This window comes from Corynebacterium kefirresidentii, from assembly GCF_016599755.1.
Lineage (GTDB): Bacteria > Actinomycetota > Actinomycetes > Mycobacteriales > Mycobacteriaceae > Corynebacterium > Corynebacterium kefirresidentii.
In genome coordinates this window covers 529,262-543,722 of sequence record NZ_CP067012.1, presented here as the reverse complement: position 1 = coordinate 543,722, position 14,461 = coordinate 529,262, and the positions used below count along the sequence as shown (strand labels likewise).

Annotated in this window: 13 protein-coding genes and 1 tRNA gene; 8 read left to right on the top strand and 6 right to left on the bottom strand. The window is 61.9% G+C overall.

Annotated features, from left to right (window positions below; genetic code table 11):
• Positions 1-20: 20 nt before the first annotated feature.
• On the bottom strand, positions 21-1,295 hold the full coding sequence (gene purD, locus I6I12_RS02750; RefSeq protein ID WP_034655982.1) for a phosphoribosylamine--glycine ligase: 1,275 nt from the start codon (positions 1,293-1,295) through the stop codon (positions 21-23).
• Positions 1,296-1,330: 35 nt separating this feature from the next.
• Here purD and I6I12_RS02745 point away from each other — a divergent pair, with 35 nt between their 5' ends.
• Entirely contained in the window at positions 1,331-1,762 is a 432-nt protein-coding gene (locus I6I12_RS02745) for an HIT family protein (RefSeq protein ID WP_023019885.1), read from the top strand.
• Here I6I12_RS02745 and I6I12_RS02740 read toward each other — a convergent pair.
• The 3 genes from I6I12_RS02740 to I6I12_RS02730 all read right to left on the bottom strand — a co-directional run bounded on the left by I6I12_RS02740 (position 1,759) and on the right by I6I12_RS02730 (position 5,913).
• Positions 1,759-3,264: a sensor histidine kinase gene (locus I6I12_RS02740; protein ID WP_023019886.1), complete on the bottom strand. Its 1,506-nt coding sequence runs from the start codon at positions 3,262-3,264 to the stop codon at positions 1,759-1,761. The genes I6I12_RS02745 and I6I12_RS02740 overlap by 4 nt on opposite strands.
• Before the next feature lie 12 nt (positions 3,265-3,276).
• Positions 3,277-3,981 carry a response regulator transcription factor gene (locus tag I6I12_RS02735; protein ID WP_200288656.1) on the bottom strand — a complete coding sequence of 235 codons (705 nt, stop codon included), beginning with the start codon at positions 3,979-3,981 and terminating at the stop codon, positions 3,277-3,279.
• Between the two features lie 186 nt (positions 3,982-4,167).
• Positions 4,168-5,913 carry a pyruvate dehydrogenase gene (locus I6I12_RS02730; protein WP_023019888.1) on the bottom strand — a complete coding sequence of 582 codons (1,746 nt, stop codon included), beginning with the start codon at positions 5,911-5,913 and terminating at the stop codon, positions 4,168-4,170.
• 172 nt (positions 5,914-6,085) lie between these two features.
• Between I6I12_RS02730 and I6I12_RS02725 the strand changes: the two genes are divergently transcribed.
• Both I6I12_RS02725 and I6I12_RS02720 read left to right on the top strand, forming a co-directional pair.
• Positions 6,086-7,597 carry an MFS transporter gene (locus I6I12_RS02725; protein WP_200288655.1) on the top strand — a complete coding sequence of 504 codons (1,512 nt, stop codon included), beginning with the start codon at positions 6,086-6,088 and terminating at the stop codon, positions 7,595-7,597.
• Positions 7,563-8,117, top strand: coding sequence for a TetR/AcrR family transcriptional regulator (locus tag I6I12_RS02720; protein WP_023019890.1), 555 nt, complete (start codon positions 7,563-7,565; stop codon positions 8,115-8,117). Before I6I12_RS02725 ends, I6I12_RS02720 begins: the two co-directional genes overlap by 35 nt.
• Positions 8,118-8,144: 27 nt before the next feature.
• On the opposite strand, the gene I6I12_RS02715 is transcribed toward I6I12_RS02720, so the two are convergent.
• Positions 8,145-8,217, bottom strand: a tRNA-Thr gene (locus tag I6I12_RS02715).
• Between the two features lie 151 nt (positions 8,218-8,368).
• Between I6I12_RS02715 and thrE the strand changes: the two genes are divergently transcribed.
• From thrE to otsB, 5 genes are all read left to right on the top strand, one after another.
• Positions 8,369-10,105: a threonine/serine exporter ThrE gene (thrE, locus tag I6I12_RS02710; RefSeq protein WP_200288654.1), complete on the top strand. Its 1,737-nt coding sequence runs from the start codon at positions 8,369-8,371 to the stop codon at positions 10,103-10,105.
• An 86-nt stretch (positions 10,106-10,191) separates the two neighbouring features.
• Complete coding sequence (locus I6I12_RS02705; protein ID WP_023019892.1) at positions 10,192-10,551, top strand: hypothetical protein; 360 nt, start codon at positions 10,192-10,194, stop codon at positions 10,549-10,551.
• Positions 10,552-10,565: 14 nt separating this feature from the next.
• A complete protein-coding gene (locus I6I12_RS02700) occupies positions 10,566-12,008 on the top strand; it encodes an alpha,alpha-trehalose-phosphate synthase (UDP-forming) (RefSeq protein ID WP_200288653.1) in 1,443 nt (480 codons plus the stop codon).
• Complete coding sequence (locus I6I12_RS02695) at positions 12,005-12,523, top strand: META domain-containing protein (protein WP_023019894.1); 519 nt, start codon at positions 12,005-12,007, stop codon at positions 12,521-12,523. The genes I6I12_RS02700 and I6I12_RS02695 overlap by 4 nt, the downstream gene beginning before the upstream one ends.
• 18 nt (positions 12,524-12,541) lie before the next feature.
• Entirely contained in the window at positions 12,542-13,321 is a 780-nt protein-coding gene (gene otsB, locus I6I12_RS02690) for a trehalose-phosphatase (protein WP_200288652.1), read from the top strand.
• Positions 13,322-13,346: 25 nt separating this feature from the next.
• Here otsB and I6I12_RS02685 read toward each other — a convergent pair whose 3' ends face one another.
• Positions 13,347-14,444: a LacI family DNA-binding transcriptional regulator gene (locus I6I12_RS02685; protein ID WP_200288651.1), complete on the bottom strand. Its 1,098-nt coding sequence runs from the start codon at positions 14,442-14,444 to the stop codon at positions 13,347-13,349.
• Positions 14,445-14,461 lie beyond the last annotated feature (17 nt).

Genomic DNA, 14,461 nt, shown 5'->3' with positions numbered 1-14,461 from the left:
CCCCACCGCGGGGTGAAGGGTTAGAGAGAAATCTCACCGTCTTCTGCTCGCTTGCCGATGTCCCGGCGGACAAAACCACCCGCAAACTCGATGCCGTCGACGGTGGCGTAGGCGTCTGCTCGCGCTTCAGCCAGCGTGGATCCCTTTCCCAGCACGCTAAGCACGCGACCGCCCGCGGTGTGGTAGGCCCCGTCTGTGTGAACGGTGCCGGCGTGCAGGACGCGTTGCGGATCATCCAGCGCAGCTCCGGAGATGGCATCGCCCTTGCGCGGGGAGGCCGGGTAGCCTTCTGCCGCCATGACTACGATAACGGCGAAGCCATCCTCCCATTCCAGCGGCGCGAGCTCGGCCAGGGTGCCAGTCGCGGTGGCGTGGAGGGCCTCTGCTAGTGGGGACTTGAGAAGGGAAAGCACGGCCTGGGTCTCGGGATCGCCGAAGCGGCAGTTGAACTCGACTACGGCCGGGCCTTCTTCGCCCCACGCCAAGCCGGCATAAAGCAGGCCGGAATATGGGGTGCCGCGGCATACCATCTCCTTGGCCACAGGGACGCAAACCTCGTCCACGATGCGCTGCACGCCCTCCTCCGGCAGCCACGGCAACGGGGTGTACGCCCCCATGCCGCCGGTATTGGGGCCTTCGTCGTTGTCATAGGCGCGCTTGTGGTCCTGAGCTGGCAGCAGCGGGACGACGGTCTCGCCGTCAACCAGGCAGAAAAGCGAAATTTCAGGTCCATCGAGGAAAGACTCCAGCAACACCGGATTGCCGGCGGCAAGGACGGTATCTACGTGAGCGCGGGCAGCGGCGCGGTCCGCGGTGACCACCACGCCTTTGCCGCCGGCAAGACCATCGTCTTTGACCACAAACTGTGGGCCGAAGCGGTCGAGCGCGGCCTCAATGTCTTCCTCGGCCGCACCTGGGCGCAGCTGTTCCGCGCGAGCGGTCTTAACGCCTGCCGCCTCCATGACGTCCTTGGCAAAGGCCTTGGATCCCTCGATCTGGGCTGCTTCCTTGCTGGGGCCGAAGACCGCGATGCCGGCGGCGCGCAGGGCGTCTGCCACGCCAGCAACGAGCGGCACCTCGGGACCGATGACGACGAGATCTGCGGCGATATCCCGGGCCAGTTCTACCATGCGATCCACGTCATCTACCTGGGAGTATTCCGGGTGGACCGTGGCGAGAGTGGACATGGCCGCGCTGCCCGGCGCGGCGTGGATTTCGGTGCTCTGGGGGTCGGCGGACAGGCCCTTCACAAGGGCGTGTTCACGGCCGCCCGAACCAATTACGAGAATGCGCATGCCCACCATCATAACCAGCGGGTAGCCTGGCACACATGGCTTCTGTATTTAGCAAGATCATTAACGGTGAACTACCCGCTCGCTTTGTCTACCGCGATGAGACCTGCGTGGCTTTCCTCTCCATCGAGCCGCTGCGCTACGGCCACACCCTGGTCGTGCCCATCGAGGAAGTAGATAAGTGGACCGACCTGGATCCGCAGACCTGGGCCCACCTCAACGAGGTCGCCCTGGAAATCGGCGGTGCCATCAAGACCGCGTTCAATACCCCGCGCACTGGCTATATCATCGCCGGATTCGACGTCCCGCATACCCACATCCATCTCTTCCCTACCGAGAAGATGGAAGAGTATGACTTTGCCAAGGCCTTCGACGCCGATAACACCGACGATGCCGCGATGGATGAGGCGGCCGCCCGCATCCGCCAGCACCTGGGCTGCAACGAGGAAGGCTTTCGGGAGGAGGACTAGGACTCAGAGGGGGCGTCGGCAAGCGCGGGCAGGCGCACCGTAAAGGTGGTGCCGCGGCCGAGCTCGGAGTCGACGCTAATGCTGCCATCGTGCTGTTCCACTAGGGAGTGCACGATGGCCAAGCCCAAGCCGGAACCGCCGGTATCGCGGGTGCGCGAGGTATCCGCGCGGTAGAAGCGCTCGAAGATATGCGCCGCATCTTCTTTGGACATGCCTTTGCCATCATCGATGACATCGATCAGCACGTCATTGGCTTCACGGCGCAGGCGCAGCGTCACCGTGGCCCCCTCGCCGCCGTGGCGGATGCCATTGGTCACTAGGTTAAGCAGCACCTGGTGCAGGCGGCTGGCATCACCATTGACCACGGGGATGGACTTGGCATCATTGGCCACCGAAATCTCGCGGCCGGGGAAGGCCGCACGCGCGGACGAGCCTACGGACAGGGCCAGTTCCAATAGATCCACCGGACGCAGGTCGAGGCGTGTACCCTCGGCGCGGGTAAGCGCCAGCAAATCCTCCACCAGCAGGGACATGCGCTTCGATTCATCATCGATCTTAGAAAAGACCATGTCCACGTCCTTGGTGGCACCGGAGCGATAAAGCTCGGTATAGCCGCGCAGGCTAGTAAGCGGCGTGCGCAGCTCGTGCGAGGCATCACCTACGAAGCGGCGCATCTGTTCCTCTTTGTCCTGCGCACGCACGACGGAGCGCTGTAGCTGCCCCAGCATAATATTGAGCGCGGCGGCCAGCTGGCCCACCTCGGTATGCAGCGGCCACTTGGGAACGCGCTTGTCCAGGTCGCCCGCCGCGATTTCCGACGCCGTCTTTTCCACCACCCGCAGCGGCCGCAACGCCCTGCGGATAAACCAGAAACCCACGGCCGCAATGGCGGCCAAGGCGATGGCGGCGATGGTCACCTGCACCATCGCCAGGCCGTGCAGGATTTCCTTTTCATGGGTCATATCCTTAGCGATGACCGTGATGACGCCATTAGAATCCGCAAAAGCCAGCGCGCGCCACTTGGTATTGTTCTCGATGGACCCAACGGTGGTGGGATAGCCGCCAAGCGGGATATTCTCCGCATTCGGTGTGGTCGAAGACGGCCCCGAATAGCGGATGGTGCCATTGGGCAGGTAGTTCAGCACCACGTATTCGGTAGGCGGGCGCTTAGTGTGATCACCGATAAAGAAGTCATTGCTGATATCGCGTGCCCACGTAGTCGATGCGGAGCGCAGCTCATCATCGACGTTATTAAAGAGCACATTGCGCATAATGGAGTTCACCGCAAAGGACGAGCCTGTAATACCCAGCCCAGAGACTACGACAAGGAGGATGACCAACCACGTACGCAGCGGCATTGCCTGCGGAATCTGGGAAAACATCCGCCGCTTGGAGGACTTGTCCTCCCCCTCGTCTTGCCCTAGGCCTTCATGCCACATGGATTGCGGGCGCGCTGCCGCTGGCGCAGGCGCCTGGCCCTGGGTCTCCTGTGAATCTTCCATTACCACAGCACTTTAGGAGCGCGGGGTGCGCAGTACATAACCCACGCCGCGCACGGTGTGGATCAACTGGGTATCGCCCGTATCAATCTTGCGGCGCAGGTAGGAGATATAGGACTCGACCACGTTGCCATCGCCGCCGAAATCGTAGTGCCACACGTTATCCAAAATCTTGGACTTAGACAGCACCACTTCTTTGTTCTGCATGAGGTAGCGCAGCAGATTGAACTCGGTGGGGGAAAGCTCGATGAGCTCACCGGCCTTGGTGACCTCATGGGTGTCATCATTAAGCGTCAAATCTGCGTAGCTCATGGTGGCGTCGTTGGTGGATTCTTCCGCCGCACCACCGCGGCGCATGATGACGCGCAGGCGGGTGATGACCTCTTCCAAGCTAAATGGCTTGGTCACATAATCATCCGCACCGATGGTCAGGCCGTGGATGCGCTGGTCCACCCCATCCTTTGCCGTGAGGTACAGCACCGGGCCGTCCAGCCCCTCCTGACGCAGCTTTCCTAGCAGCTCGAAGCCGTCCATGCCCGGCATCATCACGTCCAGGATGTAGGCATCAGGGTTTACCTCACGGGCTACGTGCAGCGCCTCGTGGCCGGAATTGGCGCTGAAGACCTCGAAGTTCTGGAACTTCAACGATACGGTGAGCAGCTCCACAATATTGGGCTCGTCATCGACGACAAGAACCTTGGCGAGTTTTTTGTCTTCCATGTTCTCCTCAGACTCCCTTAAAGGTTGCGAATTTCTATCACGCAATCATGACACGCTTGCTTCCCAGCCTACTGAAGAGTTTCTGGCTGAATCCTGTGAACATAGATGCTCGCCCTGGTCGCCGCAAAAGAAAACCACGCCCCTCCCCTAGTGAGGAAGAGCGTGGTAACTAACGCGGCGCGCTATTTAGAAGTCCTGCGGGCGTGGGATGTTGCGCAGGTTGGACTTTGCCATGGTGATCATCTGGCCCACACCACCGTCCAGAACGGTGCGGGTTGCGGCCTTGGAGAAGCCCATGAGCTGCTCGATGGTCAGCGTTGGTGGCAGGGACAGGGCGTTGGGGTCAGTAACGACGTCGATAAGAGCCGGGCCGTTGTAGGCCAACGCCTTCTTGATCTGCTCCGGAGCTTCCTTCGGATCCTCGATGCGGAAGTGCTTGATACCGGAAGCCTCTGCAATCTTGGCAAAGTTGACAGACTCGTGGTCGGTCTCGTGCTCCGGTAGACCCTGCACCAGCATCTCCAGCTTGACCATGCCCAGGGAAGAGTTATTGAACACGAACATCTTGATAGGCAGGTTGTGGAGCTTTACGGTCAGCAGCTCACCCATCAGCATGGATAGTCCGCCGTCACCAGAGAAGGTGATGACCTGGCGGCCAGGGTTAGCGGCCTGTGCACCCAGCGCCTGTGGCAGGGCGTTGGCCATGGTGCCGTGGCGGAAGGAGCCAATCTGCTCGCGCTTGCCGTTGGCAGTGATGTAGCGAGCGCCCCACACGTTGCACATGCCGGTATCGACGGTGAAGATGGCGTCTTCATCCGCGTTCCTATCGATGAGGTCTGCAACGTACTCTGGGTGGATCGGGGTGTGCTTTTCCACGTTGGAGGTGTAGGCCTCCACGACGTGCTCCAGCTTGCCGTAGTGCTTCTTGAGCATCTTGTCCAAGAAGGAGCGGTCCTTCTTCTCATCCACGTGCGGCAGGATGTTCTCGATGGTAGCGGCTACGTCGCCGGTAACCGGATAAGAAATCTTGGTGCGGCGGCCGATGTGGGAGCCGTTGATGTCCACCTGTGCCACGTTGGCATCCGGCAGGAAGTCGTTATACGGGAAGTCGGTACCCAACAGGATGAGCAGGTCAGCCTCGTGGGTGGCCTCGTGTGCCGCACCGTAGCCCAGCAGGCCGTTCATGCCCACATCGAATGGGTTCTCGTACTGGATGTACATCTTGCCACCCAGGGCGTGGCCGATAGGAGCCTTAATCTTCTCCGCCAGCTTCAGCACCTGTTCGCGGGCATCCTTGGCGCCAGCGCCAACGAAGAGGGTGACAGTCTTAGCCTCGTTGATGGCCTGGGTCAGGGCCGCAGCCTCGGCTGGGTCCGGGAAGACGACTGGGCGACCAGTAGAGATCTTGGACTCCACAAAGGAGTCATCGTCGGCGTCCTGCATGGAGACGTCGCCCGGGATGACCAGGACGGAAACGCCGTTGCCTGCCATAGTGGACTGGATGGCATGGTGCAGGACAACACCGCCCTGCTCAGCGGAATTGACCATCTCGCAATAACCAGAGCACTCCTGGAAGATTGCCTCTGGGTGGGTCTCCTGGAAGAACTTGGAGCCGATCTGGCGGGATGGAATATGGGAAGCCAGTGCCAGAACCTTGGCGCCGTTGCGGTGGGCGTCATACAGGCCCTGGATGAGGTGAGTGTTGCCCGGACCGCAGGATGCAGCACATACTGCCAGCTTGCCGGTGGTCAGGGAATCTGCCTCAGCGGCGAAGGCTGCAGCCTCCTCATTGCGGACGTGAATCCACTCGATGGAGGAGCGACGAACTGCATCCACAATCGGATTCAGAGAGTCACCGACCAGGCCATAAATGCGCTCGACACCCTGCTTTTCTAGGGTGTCAACTAGCTGTTCTGCATAGTTACGTGCCATTAATTATCATCCTTAACTCTTAATTGGTGCTAATACCACTGTGCTACTTACACCGCAGGAAAGTCCACTATTCTCCTATACACTCACACACTGCGTCCAGCTGTGAGGAAGGTAATACTAACCTATCTTTGGCTGTAAACTATAACGACCGTTCGGTACTGTTTACTCTGCTATGAGTATCCACCCACCCCGCGCAGGAAGCGTTTCCACCCCGGCCTCCACGGCCACGCAGCGGTGGTCTTTCTGCGCCGTCATCTCTCTGGGGTTACTCATGGTTGGGCTGGATAATTCCATCCTCTACACCGCATTGCCGCAGCTATCGCAGCAATTGCATACCACCGATACCCAGCAACTATGGATTATCAACGCCTACGCGTTGGTACTCTCCGGTCTCCTTCTCGGCACCGGCACGCTAGGTGATCGCACCGGTCACCGGCGGATGTTCCTCATCGGTCTGGCCATTTTTGGCGGCGCCTCCCTACTCGCCGCCTATTCCCCCAGCGCCTGGGCGCTGGTCCTAAGCCGGGCTTTCCTAGGCTGCGGCGCCGCCATCATGATGCCATCGAGCCTTGCACTTATCCGCCTTACCTTTCCCGATGAGGTGGAGCGCAACACGGCCATTGGCATCTGGGGTTCTGTCGCCGTCATCGGCGCGGCGGCCGGCCCCACCGTGGGCGGCTTCTTTTTGGAGCACTTCTGGTGGGGCTCGGTATTCCTGCTCAATGTCCCCGTCGTGACCCTTGCCCTCGCGTTGACCTTGCTCCTAGCTCCGCCAAACGTCCCAAACCCCCTTAAACACTGGGACTTTCCCTCGTCCCTGTATTCCCTTATCACTCTTACCAGCCTGGTACTGGCCATTAAATCCCTGTCACACGCGTGGCCGGTGAGCGTCGCTGCGGCTGCCGTCTTCGTCTGCGGAGCGCTCGCCTTTGCCCACCGCCAGACCCGCTTGTCAGATCCCCTTCTGACCTTCGACATCTTTGGCTCCCGCGTCTTCAGCGGCGGGGCCTTAGCGGCCGGCGGCGCCATGTTCGGTATGTCCGGCCTAGAGCTACTCAGCACCCAAAAGCTGCAGCTTGTCGACGCCCTCTCACCCCTCCACGCCGGCCTTATCATCTCCGCCATGGCGCTATCTGCCATCCCTACCTCCATCCTGGGCGGCGCCACATTGCATCGCCTGGGATTCCTCCCGCTCATAAGCGGCGGATTCCTCCTTATGGCCACCGGCATGACCCTGCTGCTCGCAACCCGAGGCGAGACGCTTGCCCTACTCGTTGTCGCCCTCGTCCTCACCGGCCTAGGCGCGGGCCTTGCCATGTCCGTATCCTCAACCGCCATCATCAATGCCGCGCCCCTCCACCGCACCGGCATGGCCGCTGGCGTAGAGGCGGTCTCTTATGAATTTGGCACCCTGATTTCCATTGCCCTGACCGGAACCCTCGTGCCTTTACTCATGGCCCGCGAACTCCCACCTCACCTCGCAGAACTAGGAACCGACGCGCTGCATCACCCCGCTTCCCACGCGACCGCCGCCAGCGCCTACAATGCCGGGTATCTTTCCACCATTGGCGGCCTAGCTTGCTTCGCCTTGCTCCTAGCCGCGATAACCGCCTGGTGCTTCCGCGATAACCCCAAATCAGGAGATCCCCATGCCGCGAATCAACAAAAAGACCGCAGCCCTTGAAGCCGCGCTCGACATCATCGCCGCCGAGGACGTCTCCGGCCTTACCTATGACTCCCTTGCGCAGGCGACCGGCATGTCCAAGTCCGGTCTCATCTACCACTTTCCTACCCGCCACAACCTGCTGGTAGATTGTCACCGTTTTTGCGCTGAGCGCTGGGAAGAAGAGCTCGAGCAACTCGCCGGCGGCCGCCCTGCCAGCGAACTCAGTTGGGCCGAGCGCTCCCGCGCCTTGGTGCTCTCCATGGGCAAAAAGGATCCGCTCGTCAAGCTGCTGATGTGTGTGCACTCCCAGACTCACCCAGATTTTTCTGCCCAATGGGCAGATGTGGATGCACGGTGGATGGTGGATCCCTCCGCCGCCGAGACCGACGAGGATGACCTGCTCGTCATGTTGCTTAGTACGGGGCTGTGGGTGCACGATCACCTCAACCAGCGCAAGCTCTCCCCCGCTAACCGCCAACGCATGGTTGACCGGCTTTTTGGGCTTATTGATGCCCCCACAAAACACCACGAAGGCTAGGCCCACGCTGGACCCAGCCTCCTTTTGAGCTGGAGACGAGACTTGAACTCGCAACCTACGCATTACAAGTGCGTTGCGCTACCAATTGCGCCACTCCAGCACCGCGGGAGATATCCCGCTCGTTGCATAGTACCCGAGCACCAACGCTAAAGGGAAAGCCGGTCCCCCATCTATGCATTGACAGGGTACAGGGGCTAAAGTTCAGGCAGAATCTATCCCACTTTCTCAGCGCTTTTTCGAGGGTTATTTCCGTGTCATTTTTGTCCGCTATGCGGGAGCGCCTGCGCGCTTCCTCGGGCCAAGTAGCCATCATCGACGCGGCTAAAGCCGCACCGCCGCCATCGCCACTCGCCCCGGTCGATCTCCATGATGCCGCCCAGGTCACCGGCGTCATGGAGATCGCCGCCCGCATTGGTGAAATCCTCATCGGCGCCGGTACGGCTAACTCGGATGCCCGCGCCCAGGTACACCTGGCGGCATCTTCCTATGGCTTGCACTACTGCCACGTGGATATCTTGATGAATACCATCACCATCCACACCACCATCGGCACCGGCGAGCAGCGCCAAAACCTGCACGTCTTCCGTGTGGTGCCGAGCATTGGCGTGGATTTTTCCAAGCTCTCGGCCGTCGATAAGCTCATTCGCTCTATCCACTCCGGCCAGATGCCACCGGCCATGGCGGAGCAGCGCCTCGACGAGATTGACCGCATGCCCGCCCCTTATAAGCCGGCCACGGTCATGCTCGGCTGGGGCGCGATGGGTGGCCTGATTTCCATGATGCTCGGCGGCGATCTGCTCGTCGGCGTGGTGGCCTTTGTGGTTTCCGCCTTCATCATGGGTCTGAACGCTTGGTTGGCCAACTATCGCTTGCCGCCCTTCTATCAGAATGTGGTCGGTGGCTTCTTCGCTGTCTTCCCTGCCGCCATTTTGTACAACGTGGCGGCCTCGTTCGGCATTAATTTCTCGCCGGCACAGATCATCGCCTCCGGCATCATCGTGCTGGTAGCGGGTCTAACCTTGGTGCAATCGCTGGTCGACGGCATCACGCGCGCCCCCGTAACCTCCTCCGCCCGCTTCTTTGAGGCGCTGCTATCTACCGGCGCCATCATCGCTGGCGTGGGCGTGGGCATCCAGCTGGCTGATTCGCTGGGCTTTAACCTGCCGCCGCTGGCCACGCTGGCCCCGCCGGTCTACCACGAGATTCCGCTGCTGGTGGTGCTCGGTGGCACCGGCTCCGCCGCCTTTGCGCTAGCCTGCGGGGCTGCCTGGATCGAGATCACCATGTCGGGGCTTACCGCCGCGGCCGGCATGATCTTCTATTACTTCGTGGTGGTGCCGTTTGGCATCGGCCCGGTGATTGCCTCGGGCCTGTCCGCTGTGGTCGTCGGCCTGGCCGGCGGCTTGATGTCGCGCCGTTGGGGCATCCCGCCGCTTATCACCATGATCGTGGGCTATACGCCGATGCTCCCCGGCCTCATGCTCTACCGCGGCATGTACGCCTCGCTCAATGAGCAGATGATTACCGGCTTTACCAACATGGCAATGGCGCTAGCCATTTCCGGCGCCCTGGCCGCCGGAGTGGTGTTAGGCGAGCGCGTGGCCCGTCGCCTGCGTCGCCCGCAGTACTTCCGCCCCTACTCCACGTTCAAGCGCATCGGCCGCTTCTCCTTCCATAAGGCCACGCACTTGGCCCGCAAGGCCCCGCGAATCCCGCGCGTGCCCATGTCCCCGTTTGCCCCGCGCGTCAATCGCCCGGAGTTACCACCCAAGCTCGGGCCGAAGCCGCCGCAGCAGCACCCGCGCCACGAGGCCCAAAACCACGGGCCGCATACCCGCTCCGCCGCGGACCTGTGGCCGGAGGATTCTCAGTGGCCGGCGCAGCCGCAGCAGCACGAGAAGACCACCTATACCGTGCCGGGCACCGAAACGTTTCGTGCCCAAAAACCGGAGCAGCCGGGCACCGAATCCGGACCCGAGCGGCCCTAAACGCCGCCGGTAGCGTACAATATTTGCTCTGATAGCTTTTCTTGCAAGCGCTTAAGTAGTTTCCACAACGTTCAGGAGGACACGTCGTGCCACCCAAGGTCCAAGACACCCACCCACAGGCTGACCAGAATCACGCCCTTGAGGAGGAGACCTCCCGCGCAGCCCGCCGCATCGTGGCCACCTACGCCCAGGACTTCCTCGACGGCGTGACCCTGATGTCCATGCTGGGCGTGGAGCCCAAGGGCTTGGTACACAAGAAGGTTCTGGCGGAGCAGGCCGATGCCGCCCCGAAGAAGTCGACCAAGAAATCCAGCAAGAAGTCCACGAAGAAGTCGACCAAAAAGTCCACCAAGAAATCGACAAAGAAGTCGACCAAGAAGGCCACGAAGAAAGCGACGAAGAAGGCCTCTAAGAAGGCAACAAAGAAGTCTGCTAAGAAGTCTTAAGTTATTCTTGCACCATGAGTGAGCATGGCAATGACTTCGTGGTGGTGGCCAACCGTCTGCCGGTTGATCTAGAAACCCGGCCCGATGGCAGCCATACGTGGAAACCCTCGCCAGGCGGGCTGGTCACCGCCTTGTCCCCGGTCCTTGAGTCCCATCAGGGCTGCTGGGTGGGGTGGCCCGGCGTGACTGACACCGCACCTGAGCCCTTCCGCACCGATGCCGGCGTGCTGCTGCATCCGGTCAAGCTCACCGAGTCCGATTTCGAGGGCTTTTATGAGGGCTTTTCCAATGCCACCCTGTGGCCGCTCTACCACGATCTCATCGTCACCCCTACCTACGACCGCGATTGGTGGCACGCCTATCGCGAGGTCAACCTGCGCTTTGCAGATGAGGTAGCCGAGGTCGCCGCCGAGGGTGCCACCGTGTGGGTCCAGGACTACCAGCTACAACTTTTGCCCGGCATCCTGCGCCAAAAGCGCCCCGATCTCACCATCGGGTTCTTCTTGCACATCCCCTTCCCTTCTGCCGATCTCTTCCGTCAGCTGCCCTGGCGAGAGGAACTCGTGCGCGGGCTGCTCGGCGCGGATCTCATTGGCTTCCACTTGGAGGCCAATGCCCGCAACTTCCTGGAACTCGCCCGCCGCCACGGCCTCGACGTAGAAGGCGAGGCCAGCACCCGCGAGGTCACCGCGCATATTCACCTGCCGCAGGGCCGCACCATCGGCGTGGGTGCTTTCCCTATTTCTATCGCCGCGAAGGATTTTGCCGCGTTCACTGCGGAGGATAAGGGGGACGTCGCCAAGCTGCGCGAAGAGCTGGGCTCGCCCCAGCGCATCATCCTGGGCGTGGATCGCCTCGATTACACCAAGGGCATCCTGCAGCGGCTGACTGCTTTTGAGGAGCTGCTGGAGTCCGGAGCACTCGACCCGGAAGAAGTAGCAATGGTGCAGCTGGCCACGCCGTCGCGCGAGCGACTTGATCATTACAAGGCCACCCGCTCCAAGGTGGAAGAGGCCGTCGGCCGCATCAACGGGCGCTTTGCGCGCGTGGGCCACCCAGTGGTGCACTATCAGCACCGGGGCGTAGCCAAAAGCTTGCTGCGCAGCTATTACCGGATGGCCGATGTCATGCTGGTCACCCCCTTCAAGGATGGCATGAATCTGGTGGCCAAGGAATACGTGGCCTGCCACGACGATGGTTCGGGCGCGCTAGTGCTCTCTGAGTTTGCCGGGGCTGCCGATGAGCTCAGCCAGGCCTACCTGTGCAACCCCTTCGATATCGAGTCCGTCAAGGCCGCCTTGCTCAATGCGCTCACCGCGCTTGACGATGCCCCCTCTGCCATGTCCCAGCGCATGCTCGCCATGCACCAGCAGGTCACTGAGCACGACGTACAGCTATGGTCCCAGTCCTTCCTGAGCTGCCTGCGCCATGCCGACGCCGAGGAGGCTGGCGCATGATTCCTCGCTGTGCCCGCCTCATTACTCCGCTCGCCGCTGCGTGCGCCGCCACGCTGCTAGTTGCCTGCGGCTCCGGCGAAGAAGAGCCCCAGGCCCCTGGTGATGAGCAGATCCTGGATAAACAGTGGCAGGTAGTCTCCATCAACACCACCCCGGATGCTGCCTCTACCATCCCGGAATCCATCCCGCAGGCACCCACGTTGAGCTTTGGTGAATCTACGCTGGTAGGCACCACCGGCTGCACCCAAATGGTGGGAAAGGTGACCTATTCCGCCGATGAGGAGCGCCAAAATATCCAGGATGGCAACCGCCTGCACTTTGATGAGGTGGATTATGACGAGACCGCCCAGGATTGCCATGGCGCGTCCGTGTGGGCCGATAACCTGCTGCGCAACTTGATATCCGCTGGCCGCGATTTCCACTACACCGTCAATAGCAATAACCAGCTGGTCTTAGAGCTGGTTACAGACGAGGTAGACTCGCCGTCTATCAAATTGGTTTCCCTCGGCAATTAAATACGTAGGCTGGAAGCCATGACGCTTTCCACCACCATCAAGGCCCTTGCCGCCGCCGAGCACCTCGCGGTGGTCTCGGATTTTGACGGCACGCTCTCCCCCTTTGCCACGGCCATCTATGACGTCGAGATGAACCAAGACTCCCTGCGCGCCTTGGATAAACTTGCTCATCTGCCGCATACCACCGCGGCCGTGCTGTCCGGCCGCCACCTCGCAGGCCTGCAGCGCGTGTGTCCACTGCGCGAGCCCGTGCTTTTTGGCGGCTCCCACGGTGCCGAATCCTCTTGGGAAGAAACGGATCTAACTCCCGCGATGCGCGAGCATCTGACCGCCAAGGAAACCGAGATCCGCGCAATTATGGAGCGCTTCCCAGGCGCGGATATCGAGGTCAAGCCGTTCCAGCGCGTACTGCACCTGCGGGCGCTCGAGGAATCCGATCCTGAGGCGGCCGCCCAGGCTTATGAAGCCGGTCTCGCACTCGATCCGGGCGGCTTCCCACGCACGGCCGGTAAGTCCGTCGTGGAGTTTTCTGCCACTCAGGCCACCAAGGGCACGTGGTTAGACGAGCTACGCGAGCGTACCGGCGCCACTGCCATGGTCTTTTTGGGCGATGATGTCACCGACGAGGACGGTTTCCGCGCCCTCCATCAGCCGCCGGACGTCGGTGTCAAGGTAGGCGAGGGCGATACGGCGGCCGTAGTGCAGCTTGCCGACGTCGACGCCGTCGCCCACTTCCTCACTGAGCTTGCCACCGCCCGCGCGGCCCATATAGGTCACTCCCGCGGCGACGACGCCTAGCCGGTAAACCCCGGCCTGCCCCGACTTAACGCGGTGGTGCCACGGTCCGCCCCGCCGCGAAATTCGTCCGCAGTACCCGCCGCGACACCGCCGGCACGGCCGCCGCCGCATTATCCGCGGCGGCGATGAGGTTAGAGAGCATGTGGCCGGCGGCGGCGCCTTTGGCCTTATTGGGCTGGATGATGGTCGTCAAGCCAAGGCGCTGCGCCGCATCGATGCCGTCGAAGCCGGTGACGGAAAGCTCACTGGGAATATCGATGCCCCGTTCGCGCGCATAGGTCATCACGCCCAGCGCCATGGAGTCGGTGGTGCACAGGACTGCGGTGAGGTCAGGGTGGGCGTCGAGAAGCAACTGCGCGGCCGCCCGCGTGGTTTGCGCATCATTGATGTGCTGGGTGACCACGGGCACGGTTTCCGGCGCGATCCCCGCCTGCGCAAAGACGTCCATAGCGCCCATGACGCGGGCGTGCTGCACGTGCATATCGGCCTCTTGCAACTCCTCCCAGGAAATGGGGCCATCGTGGCGCTCGCGTTTGAGGCGAATGGCCAGCACGCCAATCTTGCGGTGGCCGGCCTCCACCAGCGCGCGGGCGGCCGGAGCAATCGCGGCTCGGTCATCGATCCCTACAAAAGGCAGGCCCGAATCCGTCGGTTGATCGCAGACCACCACCGGCAGGCCGCGCCCGCGCGCCGCCTCCAGGTAGGCATCCCCAGCCGCCACGGAATAAACCACAAAGCCATCCACGGCAGCCGAGCCGACCAGGCTGGTCGCTTCCGCTTCCCCCTCCGGGCCGGCCGGGATGAGGGTAAGCATGCTTTGCGCGCCGGCCGAGGCCTCCGCCATGCCGGCCAAGAAATCCACCGAGGCCATGTCTTCGAAGGCATAGGACAGGTGCTCAGTCAGCAGCACGCCCACCGCGCCCGCACGGCGGGTGCGCAGGCTGCGAGCCGTGGGGTCCGGCCCGGGGTACCCTCGCGCTTTCGCCGCTGCCAGAATGCGCTCGCGCGTCGCGGCCGAGAGCTGGTCCGGCCGGCTATAGGCATTGGACACCGTCGTGCGCGAAACACCCAGTTCGGCGGCCAGCGAGGCCAGCGTCTTGCGGGTGGGGCTGCGTTTCACCATGGCCGTAAGCTTACCCC